The organism is Moorena sp. SIO3H5 (assembly GCF_010692395.1).
Taxonomy (GTDB): domain Bacteria; phylum Cyanobacteriota; class Cyanobacteriia; order Cyanobacteriales; family Coleofasciculaceae; genus Moorena.
The window spans coordinates 1-17,805 of record NZ_JAAHHS010000133.1 but is presented as its reverse complement, the minus strand read 5'-3'; the positions used below and the strand labels follow the sequence as shown (position 1 = coordinate 17,805).

The following is a 17,805-nucleotide window of genomic DNA, read 5'->3' as shown; positions in this document are numbered from 1 at the left end:
AACAGTGGTGGGGCTTCTGGCGACGTGGCACTAAACTCTTGCCCATCACCAAATACCAAGCTATTAGCATCAGACGCAAAAAACGAACCAGCTACATCTAATTTCGACTGGGGTCCAAACAGAATGCCATTGGGATTGAGCAAAAACAGATTTGCTGTACCATCTACTCCCAATGTCCCTAGAATATTGGATATATTACTACCGGTTACCCGTGTTAGTATATTCTCGATCCCAGAGGGATTAGCAAAATAAACCCGTTGCAGTTCCCCTACATTAAATTCCTGGAAACTGTGAAATAGGTTAGCACCTCGTGTTGCGCCACCTTCGATCTTATCGGCTATTTCTCCTCGGACAGTGGTATTAGGTATCACCACAGACGATTCATTACCTAATGTCTGATCCGGAACTATGTCAGCCAAGGCATAGTTTCCCGAAATACCTACAGTTACCCCAACCAGAGTGAGCGACATTGCTGTAGCCCAGCTTCTGGTAAGGGTGAGCACCCGCTTTCCTGCTCCCATATTCAGCTTTAAGTTATTTTTTGCGATAGCGTTATGGGAATTCTATCAGTTATTCTCCTCTCTCCACTTCCCGTTCCCCGAGCGCTAGATAGCGCTACGCATTAATTATATGTGACAAGTAAACTCCGAAACGTGAGTCTAGCTGACTTCTGAGTTGCGCGTAGCCCTATCAATCCCGGCAAGAGAAATAGTGATACCAAGGCTTGGGTGGGCTAGTGGTATCGGTAGGGAAAGAAGTGAGAATAATCGTACCATCGGGACCCGTCATCCAGCCTTGAGCTTCTACAATCTTTTTGCGCTGAGACTTCTGTTCGGTCGAGGGAGCTTTACTGTCATTGTTATCAATTTCAGTACCAGTTTGATCCTCTAGAGTCACCCAATCAGCAATAATGGTTCTACCAATAATCGGGTCGAGGGGACTGGGGGGAATGCCACCGCGTCCAGTAACAATAAATTTATCAACTTGATCTCCTGAGATTTTCCCACTTCTCCGACAGCTAGCAACAATCAGTGATGATAGATCACTGAAATTGCTCGGTAGTTGATCTAATCCCCGAGAGGGGTCAAGATTACCGGTGTTGATGGTAACTATTCCTTGTGGGCCAGACTCAGAACTGGCATCGATATCATTAGTGCCATTTCCCTCAATGGCTTCGCGCTCCTCAATCAGACGGACATCTTCGGCATCAATGGTGATCTCACCACCTTGTCCCTGTGCAGCTTTGGCAATGATATCGCTACCATTACGATCAGTTGGGGGAAAGGCAATTAAGACATCAGTCTTAATATCAATGTTGCCCCCCGTAGCTAGGTCGGAAGCCTCTGCGGAAATCAGGCTTTCGTTAAGCATCACGATTGAGTCTGATACCAGTGTGATATTTGCTCCTTCTTTGCCTCTATTGAGTTGAGTTTCAGCTAAAAGTTCTCCGTCGTTAAGCAATAGGGAATTAGCTGTAATGTTGAGATTTCCAGCTACTCCATTGTCACTTGTGACTGTTATTTCCCCTCCATCCTCAACCTTTAGGGCATCATCAGTATCAATTGTGATCGTACCGGCTTCACCAGTAGCTGCCTCTTTAGCAGCGCTAGAAATGACTCCACCATTAACAGTTAGTGTCTTACTGTTTAAGTCTATAAGTCCACCGTTACCATTGCCGTTCGTGCTAGCATCTATGGCTCCGCCATTAGTTACATAAATGGAGTTAGCGTCAATTTGAATCTTACCACCGTTGCCCTCTGTTGATTCAGAATTCACACCAGTCAATATCCGACTACGTTTACCATTAATACCAACTCCGTCTATTGACACCTGATCACGAACGGAAATGAACACATCCCCACCATCTCCCTTGCCTCTAGATTGAGATTCTAACTTAGCCCCTTGAGCAATCACCAATGAACCTTCTGTAACTGTGATGCGGATATCGCCACCATTCCCTTCGCCATTATCTCGAACATTCGTAACTATGGCACTATCTACTGTATTGTTATCGTTGCCAAAGAAAACTACTCGGTCAAATAAAACGCGATCGCGAGCTATTATTTCCACATCACCCCCGTTTCCTTTGCCACGGGTTTCGGAAATTATCTCAGCACCGTTGGTAAACGAAACTGATCCAGCATCAATCAATACGTTACCACCATCGCCCACTGCTTGATCTGTAACTCGAGTGAAGATAATACTTGAAAATGAATTACCGTTTTCATTAGTAACAACGCCATCAAAGATAACATCATCCTCAGCAAAAATTGATATGTTGCCACCATTTTCATCGGTTTTGTCACGATTGCCTCGGTCATTGATATCAGTGCTTAATTGACCACCATTGGTCACAAAAACTGACTTTGCCTTGATGGTGATATTGCCACGACCACCTTCAGCTTGTGATTGATTGCTATCGTTTTGGTCTACTATATCCTGACCAACCCGAGAGCGCAAACCGCTGGCTACTCTAGTATTACTTGCTACCCCGTCAATGGTAACTGTATCCCGAGCTGTTACAGATATATTGCCAGAATTTCCTTGTCCGAGGGTGTCAGCTACGAGTCTAGCACCATTTGTGATAGTCACTGATTCCGCATCAATGGATATATCTCCTGCGTTGCCGATGCCGTTACCATCCACTCTGGTCGCAATCGAGTTAACGCTCTTGTCAACAATCACTTCATCCTTAGCAATAATAGTTATATCACCACTATTTCCCTGTCCTACAACCCTCGACTGCAAGAAAACATCATTCACAAACAAAGAGCCTGTGGTAATGGAAATACCACCACTATTACCGATAGCGTTTTTTTCTATGATGTTGAAAACTCTAGTAATTTGACCATTTGCTGGTTGCCCTTCAAAGGTGACTGTATCATCAGCAACAATGGTCACTTTTCCAGCATCTGCTTGTCCAAACGTACTGGTTTCGATCTGAGCACCATTTTTGGCATAGAGGGAGCCAGTATCGATAGTGATATCCCCACCTTTTTCGGTACCAAAGGTATTACTATCAATGAAACTTCCATCAAGGAATAGTTGCTCATTGGTAATCAAGGTAATATCCCCTGCCGTCCCAGAAGCGGAAGAGGAATAAATGCGTTGGCTGATGTCAATCCCGCCACGATAATCAATAAAGACCGAGCCACCATTCCCTAAAAACCTCTGGTTACTCGGATCTACCTCACGCCTATTGGTGACTACCGTACCGTCACCAGTCAGAATTGAACTAATTTTAAGGGTGTCACTAACTAAGGATGGGTTAGCTTGATACTGATTCGTTAACAATACCAGTCCATTGGGAACATTAATCGAGATATCACCAATTTCGATATTTGCACTAGTAGCAGCACTGCCAAAATTAGGGGAAAGGTTACCACTATCGGTATTTCCTGGAAAACCTCCCAGTAATGTCCAATCTATACCAGCCCGGATATCTAAGGTAGGTTGGTTACTGCCATCAATCACTACAGAGGTTGCTGCTTCATCGGACAAGGTCACATTAGCTAGACTAGCCAAGAAAGCATTGGAGTTACTAGGGCTAATGGTATTATCCCCGGTATCGGTAGAGTTAATTTCGATGTCACCAACGGTAACACTCCCTCCTGCCAAAATATGGAGTGATGCTCCGGTATAGTTTCCTAAACTGACATCTCCATTGGCCAGAATTATCGGATCATTGGGACTAATGAAATTCCCTGGGTTACCATCCAACTGCTCAATGATGATATTTCCGCCAACGGTATAGTTAGTATCTCCGGTTATAGGATTAGCAGAGCGCAACCGTAAATCAGAACCTGCAAATAAACCGCTATCGGAATAGTTTTTTGCTGCAATCGTAATTAACTGATTTCCCTGAATCAGTAGCGAACCACCAGAGTTCGCTTTAAACAGTTGCGCTACACTATCGGTGATGCTGACCGTATCTTCTGCCAACAGAGTCAAATTCCTACCAGCTTCGAGTTGACCCTGTAAATCCAGGTTACCTGCTGCTAGAGTTAAATCTTGTCCTACTGCTAAATTCCCAGCATTTGTAATGGTTGTTCTGGGGTCATATTTCCCATACTGCAATCCTGGGGTAATACTAATGGTTAACAGTGGCGCGGCTTGTGGAGATGTGGCACTAAACTCTTGCCCATCACCGAATACTAGGCTATTGGCAGTAGACGCAAAAAAGGAACCAGCTACATCTAATCTGGCTTGGGCTCCAAATACAATACCATTGGGATTTAGCAAAAACAGATTTGCTGTACCATCTACTCCCAATGTCCCTAGAATATTGGATAGATTACTACCGGTTACCCGTGTTAAAATATTTTCGATACCAGAGGGATTAGCAAAATAAACCCGTTGCAGTTCCCCGACATTAAATTCTTGGAAACTGTGAAATAGGTTAGCACCTCGTGTTGCGCCACCTTCGATCTTATCGGCTATTTCTCCTCGGACAGTGGTATTAGGTATCACCACAGAAGATTCATTACCCAATGTCCGATCCGGAACTATGTCAGCCAAGGCATAGTCGGCCAAAAGACTGTTTCCCGAAATGGCTAAGGTTACCCCACTTAGGGCGAGGGATATTGCCCTGACCCTTGCTGCAGTGGGGGTGAGCGCAAACTTTCTTGGTGCCATATTCAGCTTCAAGTCATTGCTTGAGATCGCGTATCGGTTATTATAGCCTTGGTATTTGAGATGTAAATACCAAATTGCCAAAAAAACCTTGGATACAACAGGCGGGCGCGGGTAATGTAGAGAGTGTAGCTAGTGTGAGGAGTTTGGGAGTTTTATGAGAATTTCTGCCTAATTTCATACATTGAGATGCACCCAATCCGAATATACCATTCAAAGCTATCAAAAAGCAGAATAATTTTGAATTTTGAATTTTGAATTTTACCCTGGGGTATTAGTCAATTACCCAAAACCCATTTTTTCGCCAATATTGTTCCAACAGTGCTTGCTCCAAATCCTGAGATTCAATCAATCCTTTATTTACCAAAAGTTCTCCTAATTTTATACCAGTTAAAGACTGGATTTCAAGGGCTGTATTGAGTTGAATAGGAGAAATAATTCGTTTACGGACTAGAATTTTACCAAGTTGCATGACTGGGTGCTTTTGTATTAAGTAATAATCCAACATTGGTCATTATTAAATCAAGGTTTGCCTTTTCCAATTAACTTTGGAAAAAGGAAAAAAGACCAATAATATTTGACAAATGATTGTTAAATGAGGTAATCAATAGATGCCGTTGGCGAGCCTCGCCAATCCTGCATAGTCTTTGAACAACCCATTAGTTAATCAGGCGCTTTGTGAAAATTTATGAAAAAGGCAAAAGTAAGAATTCAGAACTTCTCTAGTCACCCTATCTATTCACCCTATCTGTAGGGTTAATTCTTAAGAAATCCTACTACTTGTAGCGTTTAGTGCCCAGTTTTGTGTCAGCCCTGAACCCGAAAGCGCACTTGTAGTTAACTTTTGCCTCTTGCCTCTTGCCTCTTGCCCTTGCCCCTAGCCCTATACCATTCACTACACAGGCTTAAGTGAATCACCGTGAGTGAAGGTCGTGAATTTTGGCTATTATCTTTTGATAATCTGCCGTTTTACCCTTTTTTTGATAAATTTCCGCTGATTTTTGAAAATTTGCTAGGGCTTCTTGATGCTTCCCTAATTCTCGAAGGCACATTCCACGATTGTCATAGGCAGCAGCATGGTTGGGGTCAATGTCAATCGCTTCATTCAATTCCAGAATAGCTGCTTGAAATCTGCCCACCACTACATGGCTAATTCCTCTAAAGTAGTAAAAATTAGCACTTTGAGCATTGGTTTCTTTTGCCTGCTGACGTGGCTTAAAAATTCCCATTGGCTTACCTATTGCTACTTCAATTAGTAGATAGCTACAAACTATTCTGTAGCTACCGATTGAGATGTTCTTGACCAATCCCCAAAATCGCGGGTTTTGGGCATCTAAACATCAGGTTTCAGTCTTGCCTAGTGTGTCTTTGAATACTGGTTCACTGAAAAATATTGGGCTTTGCTATTAAACCCGCCATGGATTTAAGTCCACAGCTCATAGCTAAGGTCGGTTTCAACCGACTCCAACCCTTTATCCCTAGTCCGTTTTAACAGACTTGATTTATTAGCTAGGGGTAAAACCCCTAGCGGGATAGCAGCGACACCATAGTTTATAGGAGTTTTCTCCGTCAATCAGCCCTGAATAACACGTAAATAACAATAGAGGAATAACCTCTATTACAATTAACTACCAGTACGCTATGTTATCAGGGTAGAGTGAAAAAGTTGTGAACAGATAAAAAGGTAATTAGGTCGGCTTTCCGCATCTAATTATTAAATTCGCCACGGGTTGCACCTGAAGACTAACAGATAAAAGAAAATGACCACACAATCCAAGGGACTTATAAGCTAGGCAGATAGCAAGTTCAATGCTGTAGGCACCCGTGCCACCCAATATAACAGTTCTCAATTGGGTTCGGGAATCGGGAATCAGGAATTGGGAATCGGGAATCGGGAATCGGGAATTGGGAAAAACTCCTTTATAGCAAGCTTTGAGTAGACATGGGTATTGTTACGAATCACAGTCCAAAAGCTAACAGTTCTAGGATTAAGAGTACCCACAAGGGTACTGTCAAAACTTTAAAAAGCTACAAAACTAGAAGAAGAAGAAGTTGATTAGAGCTTGTTAATTGGAGATTTTTCAACGACAGCAATGTCAGGATTGAGCCTAAGTCTAACGGGCTAGTTTAAAAGCTACCCTTGTCAGCTATCAGCTGTTGATAGCTGAATACTTCCTAATCCTTACTATTATACCTTCAATCACTAAGTCAATCACCTAATTCAATCAATAACTATTCTGAGGACAATAGAAATGAGAGAGTTCAATACATTAAGCCTGATGCTAATTATCTATCTGGTTATCTTTATTAGCATTAGCCCTAGAGAAGCCAACAATTTTGTTCAATTTATCAATGAAGCCTGGTAATTGGTAATAGGCATAACTGTTCCCTAGATAACAGGGGCAAGAGTGGGCTAATATGGTGATTTAATAGTCTTATTGCTTAAGTTATTTGGGAGAGCTACTGTTTAAAATTTGCTTCATAATTCTTGGTGGTTAGCTAGATAAGTTTAATCGCTCAGGCTTCAAGCGTGCTCGTTTGGCTACATCACCAGAGAAAAGGACATACGAGGAGAACAATGACTATTAATAATCAACAGGATCACGATCTGCTAGATGAATACGATTTCAGCAAAGGGATACGGGGTAAATATGCTCAGATATATAGCGAAAGTAGCAACATTGTTAAGTTAGATGACGATGTGGCTGAAATGTTTCCAGATGAAAAATCCGTTAATGATGCACTGCGGGCTTTAGCTAATATTATTCGTTCTCATCAACACTTAGCCTAACAGAATGAAAAACAAGCGTACGCTAACTCAGTTAATCTTACTTGAGAAGTCGTATGCTAAACGTAGCTATTCCTGTAGGCCAATCGCACCCAAAGCGAAACCTACAAGTCTGATTTGCTATCAGCAACAGATAGTGAACGCATCCATTCATCCAAATCGTCAGGTTTCGTAAAGTCCAACAATGCCTCCCCCAAAGCTTCAAGCTGAGGGAGGGATAAGGCTTGAACCTGCGTTCGCATTTCTGGGGACACTTCGCCAATGCGTCGTGGGAGGAGGCGGAGGATGAGAGATTGTTCCCCTTCGTGACGGCCTTCATCCTTAATGTCTTGATAAATTACAGACTGCTCCATGATATCTCTGCGTAAAACCTGGTTAATGAAGTTCCTCTTTAATAATAGCCCTGCTAGAATCCCAGCGGACGCAGCCACATTGGTCTGTATCCTCATTTCTGGAATCGCCTCAACTCTTGCAGCCACCTGACGCAAGGTTTGAGCAGGGTCGGGGGTTTGTGTCAGCACAGCCAAGGGCAATAACCCCGTCGATGCCAGAAACGGCTGAGTCGATTGTTCCCATAGCCGAATCACCTCAAATTCGTGACGAGTACCAGGAATCTCAAACGCTGTCTGATAAACGAGTTCAGAAGTCGAACGGGTTAAGTAAATGACCACTTGGCGCATCTGCTTATTGGGAAAACGGCGGAAAACTCTTAGGCGGTAATCTGCCATTCTGAAGGCCATAGTTGAGTCAGGTTGAGTCTGAAACTCGACGTGAAGGACAAAATCATCAGAATTCAGCAAAATCAAAGCATCCGCTCGAATGGGTTCAAGGGACAGTTCAGATGGACTGAGTTGGGTCATGGTGATGGGTTCACCAAGTAACCAGGAGGCAAAATCTTCCGAAAAGCTCTCAGCGAGGAACTTGCAGGTATTATCGAACATTAAACGATTATATCAAACGGCCAGTCTCAGGGATTCTGCTGGATCCCGACTCCCGACTCCCGACTCCCGACTCCCGACTCCCTACTCCCTCAAACCCGGATTATTTAACTGCTTCATGAAAAACTCTTCCAAAGAAGGACGATTTAAAGTCATACTCATCAATTGAGCATCCATCAGCCGGAGAGAAGCCATAAACTCTTGGGGTTCGCCTCGTAATTGACCGTACCAGCAGTCATCCTCAAATTCCATTTCCATCAACCACCGTTTGATAATGTCTATATTCCCACCTTTGCCTTTAACTCGGTAGGTGTTATCGGTACCCAAAAGTTCATCTAACGCTCCCATACAAATTAATTCCCCATTAGCGAGAATAGCGATGCGATCGCATATTTTCTCCACATCTGACAACACATGGCTGTTGAAGAAAATAGTCTTGCCTTGAGCTTTCAGAGACATAATAATTTCCCGGATTTGGTAGCGTCCCATCGGGTCAAGACCGGACATGGGTTCATCGAGAAATACTACTTCTGGGTTATTAATCAGTGCCTGGGCCATACCGATGCGCTGGAGCATCCCTTTAGAATACTGACGTAGTTGTTTCTTTCTTGCTGCTGACTGGGACAATCCTACGAGTTCTAACAGCCGAGGAATGCGTTTACGTTTTACCTGATGGGGAATTTGAAATAGTCCAGCGGTAAAGTGCAAAAATTCCCAGCCAGTGAGATAGTCATAGAAGTAGGGGTTTTCTGGTAAGTAACCGATGCGCTGCTTGACCTTAACATTACCAAGGGGATGTCCCAGTAACCATCCTTGTCCGCCAGTAGGACGGACAATTCCTAGTAAGGTTTTTAACAGGGTAGTTTTCCCGGCTCCATTTGGACCGAGTAATCCAAAGGTTTCTCCCTGATAGACCGTTAGGGAGCAATTTTTCAGGGATTCAATTTTTTGATTGAGCCAGAAGCCGGTGCGGTAGACTTTGCGCAGTTGGGAGGTCTGAAGCACTGGGATTGCTTCAGAGGTGGTGAGTTGGGGGGGTAAAGTGAGAGTAGATTGCTCCATCCTGTTGCTAAGAAATGAGGGATATAATCTATATTTATTTATTCCCTATTTTGGTGACGTTTGTATCTATTCTGAATAAAATCCATGATAGCTAATCGGGTAGAGCCTGGCTGAATGTTTACGGTCAGTCTTGGTGGATCACTTTTGAGCAAAAAAGTCTACTAACTGCTGACCAACCTCAGGATTGTATAAGCGTAAGTAATTCCAGTAATTACCCAAAACTTGCTTGACATAGTTTCTGGTTTCACCAAAGGGTATCGTTTCCACAAATTCATCTAAATCAATGGGTTCATTTCCCTTTAGCCATTTCCCCACATTACCTTGACCAGCATTGTAACTAGCAATGGCGAATGCGGAGTTATCCTCATATACGCGATGGCTATGGGCGAGAAACCAGGTTCCTAGTTTAATATTATCGTTGGGATTATCGAGTTTATAGTCGTTAAAATTGATGGATTGCCCTACCCAAGCTGCTGTACTGGGCAACATTTGCATTAAGCCCATGGCACCAGCAACTGATGTAATGTTTGGCTCAAATCGGGACTCTTGACGCATTAAGGATATAACCAGTAGAGGATTAATGTTACGCTGTTTTGACTCAGTTTCGATTACCTCTATATAGGGAAAGGGATAGAGGGCTTGCCAGTAAGCCGGTTTTTTGGTGATTTTCTGATACTGCTCCTGTTCTTGGGATGTTTCTCGGTCTTCGAGGGTCTCTACCTCGGAAATTCCTTTGAGGTATTCTCCCATCGCCAGCCTGAACAAGCCATCAGTAAACTGTTGTGGCACAGTGGGCTTGAGGCGAGTTTGAAATTCCCCTTGCCATAGGCTCCAAGCATCCTGGTTTTGACCAAGCTGATACAATTCCTTCAAAGCTGCTGAGCCCACAGGTAACTCGGGTCGTACCGTTGGCCAGTTTATAGTAAGGGATGACTGGCGCAGTGTGCTAAAGTCTCCCACATCCCAACCCAACTGTACCGCTGAGCGCCAAGCATAGTAAGATTGAATATGGTTGGTAATCACCTGCTTAAACGCTGCTTCGGCTTCCTGCTTCCGTCCTAGCTGAGTTGCCCACTTTCCCGACCAAAACCCTGCTCTACGGGCGATCAGACTTTCGGGATTATCCTTAAGGATAGGCTGAACGTTATGCCAAGCTGTCAGGATGTCTCCATTTTTTGCAGCCTCTTGAGCCATCTGCCAGCGATAGTCCGCTGCCGCATCAGAATTGCTATAGTTGTCGATTAATAATTGATAGGCTTGCTCAGCAGCGTTGGGACTTTTGAGTTGTTCGAGAGTTTTGGCTTTGGCCAAAAGTGCCTCAGCAGCTCGGTCAGGAAAGCGATCAATAACTTGGTCGAAATAGGGTATCTTGTCAATGGCTGGTTCTAGTGCAGCGAGTTGGAGATAAGCCAAGGCAGTTTCCTTCGCATCGGGAAATTCCTCGACCATCTTTTTATAGGCCAGTTTCGCTGCTTTGGGCTTTTGAGCATACTGAAGTGCTCTAGCCTCTAGGTAACTATGCTTAGGTAAGGGTGTAGTATTGGCATAAGCAGCACTGGCTTGAGCATATTTGCGGTCTTTCCAATAGGCTAATGCGATCGCTTCCCAATCTTTCGGCTGGATTATAGCACGATTCTTCTCATCGACAGATTTACCATAGTTACTCACTAGTTTATCTAGCACTAGGGTAACCCCTGGTTGGTCAAAGGTATACCTGGCTAATAACAGCATCAGTTCAGGTTGATTGGGCTGATCCTTAAGCTTTTGCTGGATTAATTCAATGATGCGAGGATGAGAAGGATAGTTTTTCAGTGCTCGTTCCCAGTATTTGGGCTCTTCCGCAGAAAAGTCATACATCTGCTGTATTTTTGCTAGCCAGGGCTGCTCAGAAGTCGAGATGGTGCTAGCATATTTCGGAGCAATAGATTCCTTTTTTGGTTTCCGGTAGGGTGAATCATCGGACAAGAAAGCATACAACCCTTCAGCTGCTACTGGCTGATTACCATAGCCTTGGAGCAACTCCTGCCAAGCTTCTTGGGCTTGAGCTTTCTCCCCAGTGAGTTGGTAAGCCTGTGCTCGTTTGAGCACAATATGTCCGGCTATTACTGGATATTCCCACTCTAATTTATCTAACCAACGCAATGCCTCTCTTCCCTGCTGCCCAGCCATGGCATCAACAGCCAATAGGTAACGAGCACGGCTACGATTGAGGGATTTTGGTCCAGTTGCGATCGCTTCGAGTTGTGCCACTCGCTCCTGGGGGGATTGAGATGCTAGTTTTAGCACTGTAGTGTCCTTGGGATTTCTGCGTCCCATGATTTGCTGGGGGAGCAACACTACCCAATTGGCTAATCCTACCGGATTCTTGCGATCACTCAACACTAAGATGGTGATCGATATCAGCAGTAGGCTCAATCCCACACTAGACCCTAGTAGGATTTGTCGTCTGGTACGCTGGCGCAATTGCTGGTGCAATAAAGGATAGTAACGGGAGAATTTCAAACGTGACCGTTTCATAGAGCCTCCTGGTGATGCACGTCCATAGTAGGATTAGATTTTGGGAATAGAAAGCTCTGTGACAAACGTGCTGTGATTTGATAGAAGACTTATGGAACGCGGAAAAATAGTTGCTATTATAACTGGAGCTATATCGATATTGCTAGCGATCGCTTACTTAATTATTGTCCAGCTGCTAGATTTTCGAGGAGAGATGATCCCTGCTCCAGTTAGCCAATCATTAGACTGGGGATATTGGATGGGATATTTTTCCCCAGGTATTGCGCAATGGTTAATCCCTTAATAAACCTATAAGTGTTAATGAAACTTCCCGCGCGTTTACACACAGGGATGATCCGGCAAGAGAAATACTATTCCCTTGCCGGATCGTTGCCCTAGGTTAGGATATACCCTGTTCTTTAGCTGATTCTAGTTGGCTGTATCCCGCAGTGCTGCCAGAACCGTCTCATGAATCACACCATTGCTGACAACCACACCCTGATTTTCAACTAGCTTAGAACCGATAGAAAAGTTCAGGGGCTTGCCATGCATATCTGTAACAACCCCACCAGCTTCCTCTACAACAATGGTGCCTGCAGCATGGTCCCAAATTTTCTCACGGTAGTTGGGATACTTCGAGGAAGGTAAACGTAGGTAAAGGGCGGCATGACCAGAGGCAACCGCACCATACTTAGCCTGAGAATCCATCCGCAGGGAATCTGCAGTAATTCCCACCGCTTTAGCTACCAAATCTTGCCGAGAATGGTCCCCATGACCAGATTCCACGCTTTCGACGAACCGGAGTTCTGCTGTATTCTCAGCATCAGTCACTTGAATCGATTGGGGTTCCCCACCACTAATAGGTACCATGGTTGCTCCCTGACCCCGTACTGCTACAAATAGAACACCCCGCTCTCCATCTGGTTGTGCTAGGTTCACGGGTAACGCTGGGCAAGCTAGCACTCCTACTTTCACTTCACCTTGTTCTACCAAAGCCAAGGCTACGGCATATTGATCCTTACGCAGAAACCCTTTGGTGCCATCAATCGGGTCTAAGGTCCAGTAGCGAGGTCCAATCTCACCATTGCCTCGATTAATCCAACTAACCACTGCTTCAGGAGTAGCATCATTAGTGACAGATTGCACATAACTGGTTACCTGTGCCAACTGATTCGCCATGGTTGGTTCCACCAAATCAGCAGCATCTTCTTCACCCACTACTGGATCATTAGGAAAAGCTTGGCCAAGTAAGCGGCAAATCACTGCCTGAGAGCCATAATCGGCAACAGTGACAGGACTTTTGTCACTTTTTTCCATAGCTTCAGTCACCCGTTCACTCCGGACTTGCTCACAAATTTTGGCAGCGGCTAAGGCTGCCTCAATGGCAACTTGTTTCTCTTGTTGATAAGACATTGTAAATAACTGCTCCTAAGGGCGAAAAGATTTTTGGAAGTTTTTTTTTAGTCATGGGTAATAGGTATAGCTAATAGCTAATAAACCCTTAAGTAATCAAAATTAGGTAAGCCTTCAGCTATCAGCATTCAGTTATCAGCCATTGGCTACTTGAGGTGCTTATGGGTTATGAGCAAGCTACGGAAACAGGTTTTGAATAAAATAAGCTGACCGCTGACCGCTGACTGCTGAATACTTACAAAATTAGTAATTAGAGATTACCTATTACTGACTAGGAACTCTATTGCTGGCATCTTAGCTAGGAAATTCCGGATTCAGAGGAAATTACCAGGGAATTAACTAAGAGCAGTAATCGAGGTACAACAATAATGTATTTCATCCGAATCATCTGTGCCATTTTCCTGCCACCACTAGGTGTGTTCTTGCAAGTGAGTTTTGGCAAGTCCTTTTGGCTTAATATTCTGTTAATGGTATTGGGTATCATAGTAGGCACTCAATTTGGTTTTCCCAAATATGGTGTAGTGCCTGCCATACTCCATGCTGTATGGGTGACTGCTAATCAATATCAGGATTAGACTGTTTAATAAGGACGAGCGCCCTAACCGAACACAAAACAAGGATTATAGGTCCGGTAAACCGGCTCTAAGACTAAAATAATTTGGCACAATGGAAGTGAGTACGCGCTCAAGAGTGCTTAAGCCAATCAGCCTTGTCGTAACAAACACCAAAGGTATACCAGAATGGATTTAATTAGGATTTTATGTGCTATTTTCCTGCCACCACTGGGAGTATTTTTACAAGTGGGTTTTGGCTGGCCCTTCTGGATAAATATCCTTTTAACCCTATTGGGGTATATTCCAGGAATTATCCATGCCGTTTGGGTGATTGCCAAGAGATAAAATAAAGGATTAGACTGACTACAAATGTACAGTTCAAAACAATCATCCCAACCTGTGAAGTATAAGGATTTGAACTATCAGGGAGTCTACCCCTGCCCAGTCTGTCGTGTGGGTCAGATTCAAAATTTATCATTAATGGAAGCTTTTGCCTGTCACGAGTGCCGCCACATTTTCACCGCTGATCTCGAAAGGCAAAGACTCAAAATAACCGATCGGCAGCCCCCAATGACCTGGCACTGGAATGGCAAAAAGTGGACAGGGGCGCATCTAGAGGGGGTTGAATGGGGATGGGTGAATTGGTTCTTAGCCTTGGCATTTGTAGTTTGTCCAACCACTTTAATTGGGGCAGCCGTTTATCTGTTTCCGCCTGCCCCAGATAGCCCTATATCTTGGCTTCCAGCTGCTTGGGTAGGGTTAACGTTTTTCTGCCATTTAGCTATTGTTGTCTGGTTAGTGATGGAATTTTATCAATTTCCAGTTTGGGAGTACTTGAGAATTAGACGGCAGCGAATTATGGGTCGTTAGTTTTATTAAGTAACTTTAAAATAAAGCTTATTCTTGTTAAAAAGAACACGCTTAGATTTTAATCCTTTAGCTGGCCGGTAAAATTCATCCCACATCTCAATCCGCAAGGATGAGTGTGGGATGAATTTTACACAGAGTCTTTTGGAACAGGGAAGCGAGCTATCAAACTCCTGAGCAACTCAGAGCAAGTCATTCCTCTACGGTCAGCTTCTTGCTTGAGCTGCTTTTTTTCAAAACTGGTCAACCTAATCATTAAATTTTTATCTTTCATTTAGCATTGACAAATGTAAACACACATGTTATTATTATGATAGGTCGAAAAACAGGAAATAGCAACAATGAGATCAGCATACCAGTACCGACTAAGACTGACCAAGTCACAAGAGGCACAGATAGAAAGATGGCTTGATATGTTGCGCCATCAATATAACTACTTGCTGGCCGACAGATTTGACTGGTATGAACAGAATCGCTGCTCTATCAATTCCTGTCCTCTTGTTTGCTACTTACCAAACTTAAGGAATAATCCTGACTATTTTTCCCAGAAAAAGACTCTTCCTCAAATAAAGAAAGATAGACCTTGGTACTGTGAAGTACAGTCTCAGGTTTTACAGGATTGTGTAAAAAGGGTAGATTTAGCCTTTAAGCGGTTTCTGAAAGGTGATAGTAATGGCAAAAAGAGTGGAAGACCTCGATTCAAAGGAAAGAACAGATACCGATCCTTTACTTTCCCTTCTCTTTCTAAGACTCCTATAAATGGGAATATCTTGACGCTGCCAAAATTTGGAAAAGTCAAGATGATTTACCATCGATCTATTCCTGAAGGCTTCAAAATCAAAACAGCCACCATAACCCGAAAAGCTGATGGTTATTACGTTACGTTGTCTATTCAGGACGACTCTGTTCCTGGTATTATCCCAGTAGATAGCGTTTCTAATCCTATCGGGATAGACATGGGACTCAAGTCGTTCTTAATAAAATCTGATGGTTTCAATGTACCAATTCCTCAATACTATCGGAAAGCTCAAAAGCGACTAAAGAAAATCCAGAAAGCTGTCAGCAGATCAAAGAAAGGCAGTAATAATAGAAAGAAAGCTATCGTCAAACTGGGAAAAGCTCACAAAAAAGTAGCTGACACTAGAAAATATTTCCATTTTAAGACAGCGAAAGAACTTCTAGATAATCATGACCTGGTAGCTTACGAGAAATTGAATATTAAGGGTTTGGCTAAGACTAGAATGGCCAAATCCATCCTAGATGCTGGTTGGGGTCAATTTCTGTCTATCCTATCAACCAAAGCCGAAAATGCTGGGTTGGTCACGAAAGCGGTAAATCCCAGAAATACCAGCCAAAACTGCTCTAATTGTGGCAAAAAAGTACCAAAGAAACTAAAAGACCGCGTTCATTCATGTCCTCACTGTGGTTATCTAGCTGATAGGGACGTAAATGCGGCGATCAATATTTTGAAATTGGCGGTGGGGCATCCCGTCAGTAGTAAAGCTGTGTGATTCGTTGGTCAGAAACCTAAATCCTTACGGAATTAGGAGGATTGGCCACAAGGTGAAGAGCCTTGATAACTTGATAACCATGTTGGTGAGATACCAACCCTCGCGAAATCCGAGTGACAGCCTTACCCCTAACCACTGAGAACTAACAAGCTCTAGGTTAAAGCGGGGTCAAACAGCGAAACACTGTCAGCCTTAAATGACGGTGCTAGTAGCAGGCAAAGAACTCATGAGTACCACAAGGAAGATACGCTTGAACCATCGTAATTCTGAAGTAGCGAAATAAAGGCTGAAACGCTACAGACAAAATAGTCAAAGGAACACAAAGGATTATAAAGTTAGCTTTCTTTATAATGATTTCTCTAAGTTCCCGGTGGAAAGTATCACTCTAAAAGTTCAATAGAATGGTTGTTAGGAACGAAGTAACCCCCAAAAGTCTCTTGGAAAGGTCGGTTTCCAAGTAGGTAGTTAGCCGCAAGTCTTTTGGAGGAGAGATTGAGTCAGAAGCTAAAGCCTAGAGTAATATCCAGGATACGCCGACAGACTCACGTGATAGGAAATGGTATAGCTATGAGTAGCAATCAATATGTCTAAAACTCGGGGGTTCTCCCCACAGTCGGAATGGGATAAGGTGGACTGGCGAAGGCTAGAAAGAACCGTATTCAAGTTGCAAAAGCGGATATACCGAGCCTCTCAACGTGGCGATGTTCGAGTGGTAAGAAAGCTGCAAAAGACTCTGATGAAATCCTGGTCGGGAAAAATGCTAGCGGTAAGGAAGGTAACCCAACAGAACAAAGGTAAAAAGACTGCCGGAATAGATGGGAGAAAAGCTTTGAAAAATAAGCAGCGCCTAATCTTAGCAGCCAGCCTTAAAATTTACAAAAAGCCTCAACCAACCCGCCGAGTCTGGATTGAAAAGCCCGGTCGAAATGAAAAACGTCCGTTGGGAATACCAACTATATACGACCGAGCACTACAAGCTTTAACCAAGCAGGCTCTAGAACCTGAATGGGAAGCATATTTTGAACCAAACTCATACGGATTCCGACCAGGAAGGTCATGCCAGGATGCTATCGAAGCAATATTCACGGGAATCGCTCAAAAACCCAAATGGGTACTAGACGCTGATATCTCCAAATGTTTCGATAAAATCAACCATGAAAAACTTCTCACAAAACTAAACACCTATCCGACTATGAGGCGATTAATCAAAGGATGGTTAAAAGCTGGAGTGATGGATAAGGGAACATTCTCCCCTACGAATGAGGGTACCCCCCAAGGTGGAATAATATCACCACTTTTGGCGAATATAGCCCTCCACGGAATGGAAAAACGAATAAAAGAATACGCTGAAAAACTACCTGGCCGAAAAGCAAGGAACAGACAAGCGTTAAATTTCGTTAGATATGCAGATGATTTCGTCAGTGCGACCTGAAAGTCGCACGGGAGAGTGGGAGATTCCAGAAGAACTCCCCAGGTAAGTGTCCAAATGCCTGTGTCCATTCTCTCACGGCTTCCGAAGTAATTCAGGAGTCGCACAGCGAGAG

At 43.7% G+C, this 17,805-nt stretch carries 16 protein-coding genes and 1 pseudogene; 7 read left to right on the top strand and 10 right to left on the bottom strand.

From position 1 onward, the window contains the following. The 5 genes from F6K52_RS16280 to F6K52_RS16260 form a co-directional block, all read right to left on the bottom strand. Positions 1-470 (bottom strand): filamentous hemagglutinin N-terminal domain-containing protein (locus F6K52_RS16280; protein WP_293079362.1); only part of this gene is annotated, 470 nt, incomplete at its 3' end. 220 nt (positions 471-690) lie between these two features. Then, positions 691-4,635: a filamentous hemagglutinin N-terminal domain-containing protein gene (locus F6K52_RS16275; protein WP_293079360.1), complete on the bottom strand. Its 3,945-nt coding sequence runs from the start codon at positions 4,633-4,635 to the stop codon at positions 691-693. 271 nt (positions 4,636-4,906) lie between these two features. Next, complete coding sequence (locus F6K52_RS16270; RefSeq protein WP_293079358.1) at positions 4,907-5,140, bottom strand: hypothetical protein; 234 nt, start codon at positions 5,138-5,140, stop codon at positions 4,907-4,909. A gap of 406 nt (positions 5,141-5,546) precedes the next feature. Further along, on the bottom strand, positions 5,547-5,861 hold the full coding sequence (locus F6K52_RS16265) for a tetratricopeptide repeat protein (RefSeq protein ID WP_293079356.1): 315 nt from the start codon (positions 5,859-5,861) through the stop codon (positions 5,547-5,549). Positions 5,862-6,502: 641 nt separating this feature from the next. Beyond that, positions 6,503-6,634, bottom strand: coding sequence for a hypothetical protein (locus tag F6K52_RS16260; protein WP_293079354.1), 132 nt, complete (start codon positions 6,632-6,634; stop codon positions 6,503-6,505). A 576-nt stretch (positions 6,635-7,210) separates the two neighbouring features. Here F6K52_RS16260 and F6K52_RS16255 point away from each other — a divergent pair. After that, positions 7,211-7,423 (top strand): hypothetical protein, encoded by a 213-nt coding sequence (locus F6K52_RS16255; RefSeq protein ID WP_293079352.1) that lies wholly within the window; start codon positions 7,211-7,213, stop codon positions 7,421-7,423. Positions 7,424-7,524: 101 nt separating this feature from the next. On the opposite strand, the gene F6K52_RS16250 is transcribed toward F6K52_RS16255, so the two are convergent. From F6K52_RS16250 to F6K52_RS16240, 3 genes are all read right to left on the bottom strand, one after another. Then, positions 7,525-8,361: an Rpn family recombination-promoting nuclease/putative transposase gene (locus F6K52_RS16250; RefSeq protein WP_293079350.1), complete on the bottom strand. Its 837-nt coding sequence runs from the start codon at positions 8,359-8,361 to the stop codon at positions 7,525-7,527. Between the two features lie 81 nt (positions 8,362-8,442). Continuing rightward, a complete protein-coding gene (locus F6K52_RS16245) occupies positions 8,443-9,420 on the bottom strand; it encodes an ABC transporter ATP-binding protein (RefSeq protein WP_293079348.1) in 978 nt (325 codons plus the stop codon). Between the two features lie 138 nt (positions 9,421-9,558). Beyond that, positions 9,559-11,937, bottom strand: coding sequence for a transglycosylase SLT domain-containing protein (locus tag F6K52_RS16240; RefSeq protein WP_293079346.1), 2,379 nt, complete (start codon positions 11,935-11,937; stop codon positions 9,559-9,561). Between the two features lie 91 nt (positions 11,938-12,028). Here F6K52_RS16240 and F6K52_RS16235 point away from each other — a divergent pair, with 91 nt between their 5' ends. After that, entirely contained in the window at positions 12,029-12,220 is a 192-nt protein-coding gene (locus tag F6K52_RS16235; RefSeq protein ID WP_293079344.1) for a hypothetical protein, read from the top strand. A 125-nt stretch (positions 12,221-12,345) separates the two neighbouring features. Here the strand turns inward: F6K52_RS16235 and F6K52_RS16230 are convergent, their stop codons facing one another. Beyond that, the gene (locus F6K52_RS16230; RefSeq protein WP_293079342.1) at positions 12,346-13,329 is read right to left on the bottom strand and encodes a 3'(2'),5'-bisphosphate nucleotidase; all 984 of its coding nucleotides are present in this window, start codon (positions 13,327-13,329) and stop codon (positions 12,346-12,348) included. Between the two features lie 368 nt (positions 13,330-13,697). Here F6K52_RS16230 and F6K52_RS16225 point away from each other — a divergent pair, with 368 nt between their 5' ends. From F6K52_RS16225 to F6K52_RS16215, 3 genes are all read left to right on the top strand, one after another. After that, on the top strand, positions 13,698-13,904 hold the full coding sequence (locus F6K52_RS16225; RefSeq protein ID WP_293079340.1) for a YqaE/Pmp3 family membrane protein: 207 nt from the start codon (positions 13,698-13,700) through the stop codon (positions 13,902-13,904). A gap of 165 nt (positions 13,905-14,069) precedes the next feature. Beyond that, complete coding sequence (locus F6K52_RS16220; protein WP_293079338.1) at positions 14,070-14,228, top strand: YqaE/Pmp3 family membrane protein; 159 nt, start codon at positions 14,070-14,072, stop codon at positions 14,226-14,228. A gap of 24 nt (positions 14,229-14,252) precedes the next feature. Then, entirely contained in the window at positions 14,253-14,753 is a 501-nt protein-coding gene (locus F6K52_RS16215; protein WP_293079336.1) for a hypothetical protein, read from the top strand. A 127-nt stretch (positions 14,754-14,880) separates the two neighbouring features. On the opposite strand, the gene F6K52_RS16210 is transcribed toward F6K52_RS16215, so the two are convergent. Next, positions 14,881-15,024 (bottom strand): CopG family transcriptional regulator, encoded by a 144-nt coding sequence (locus tag F6K52_RS16210; protein WP_293079334.1) that lies wholly within the window; start codon positions 15,022-15,024, stop codon positions 14,881-14,883. 67 nt (positions 15,025-15,091) lie between these two features. Here F6K52_RS16210 and F6K52_RS16205 point away from each other — a divergent pair, with 67 nt between their 5' ends. Together F6K52_RS16205 and F6K52_RS16200 are read left to right on the top strand one after the other, a co-directional pair. After that, the gene (locus tag F6K52_RS16205; RefSeq protein WP_293079332.1) at positions 15,092-16,261 is read left to right on the top strand and encodes a transposase; all 1,170 of its coding nucleotides are present in this window, start codon (positions 15,092-15,094) and stop codon (positions 16,259-16,261) included. A 583-nt stretch (positions 16,262-16,844) separates the two neighbouring features. Next, a pseudogene (locus F6K52_RS16200) lies at positions 16,845-17,681 on the top strand (reverse transcriptase domain-containing protein); the annotation flags it as partial. Positions 17,682-17,805 lie beyond the last annotated feature (124 nt).

What these genes read in the sequence shown, in the direction of transcription:
- F6K52_RS16240 (WP_293079346.1), bottom strand. Translation starts at nt 11,937, where the DNA reads ATGAAACGGTCACGTTTGAAATTCTCCCGTTACTATCCTTTATTGCAC.
- F6K52_RS16205 (WP_293079332.1), top strand. Translation starts at nt 15,092, where the DNA reads ATGAGATCAGCATACCAGTACCGACTAAGACTGACCAAGTCACAAGAG.
- F6K52_RS16225 (WP_293079340.1), top strand. Translation starts at nt 13,698, where the DNA reads ATGTATTTCATCCGAATCATCTGTGCCATTTTCCTGCCACCACTAGGT.
- F6K52_RS16215 (WP_293079336.1), top strand. Translation starts at nt 14,253, where the DNA reads ATGTACAGTTCAAAACAATCATCCCAACCTGTGAAGTATAAGGATTTG.
- F6K52_RS16270 (WP_293079358.1), bottom strand. Translation starts at nt 5,140, where the DNA reads ATGTTGGATTATTACTTAATACAAAAGCACCCAGTCATGCAACTTGGT.
- F6K52_RS16210 (WP_293079334.1), bottom strand. Translation starts at nt 15,024, where the DNA reads ATGAAAGATAAAAATTTAATGATTAGGTTGACCAGTTTTGAAAAAAAG.
- F6K52_RS16230 (WP_293079342.1), bottom strand. Translation starts at nt 13,329, where the DNA reads ATGTCTTATCAACAAGAGAAACAAGTTGCCATTGAGGCAGCCTTAGCC.
- F6K52_RS16245 (WP_293079348.1), bottom strand. Translation starts at nt 9,420, where the DNA reads ATGGAGCAATCTACTCTCACTTTACCCCCCCAACTCACCACCTCTGAA.
- F6K52_RS16275 (WP_293079360.1), bottom strand. Translation starts at nt 4,635, where the DNA reads ATGGCACCAAGAAAGTTTGCGCTCACCCCCACTGCAGCAAGGGTCAGG.
- F6K52_RS16220 (WP_293079338.1), top strand. Translation starts at nt 14,070, where the DNA reads ATGGATTTAATTAGGATTTTATGTGCTATTTTCCTGCCACCACTGGGA.
- F6K52_RS16255 (WP_293079352.1), top strand. Translation starts at nt 7,211, where the DNA reads ATGACTATTAATAATCAACAGGATCACGATCTGCTAGATGAATACGAT.
- F6K52_RS16235 (WP_293079344.1), top strand. Translation starts at nt 12,029, where the DNA reads ATGGAACGCGGAAAAATAGTTGCTATTATAACTGGAGCTATATCGATA.
- F6K52_RS16250 (WP_293079350.1), bottom strand. Translation starts at nt 8,361, where the DNA reads ATGTTCGATAATACCTGCAAGTTCCTCGCTGAGAGCTTTTCGGAAGAT.
- F6K52_RS16265 (WP_293079356.1), bottom strand. Translation starts at nt 5,861, where the DNA reads ATGGGAATTTTTAAGCCACGTCAGCAGGCAAAAGAAACCAATGCTCAA.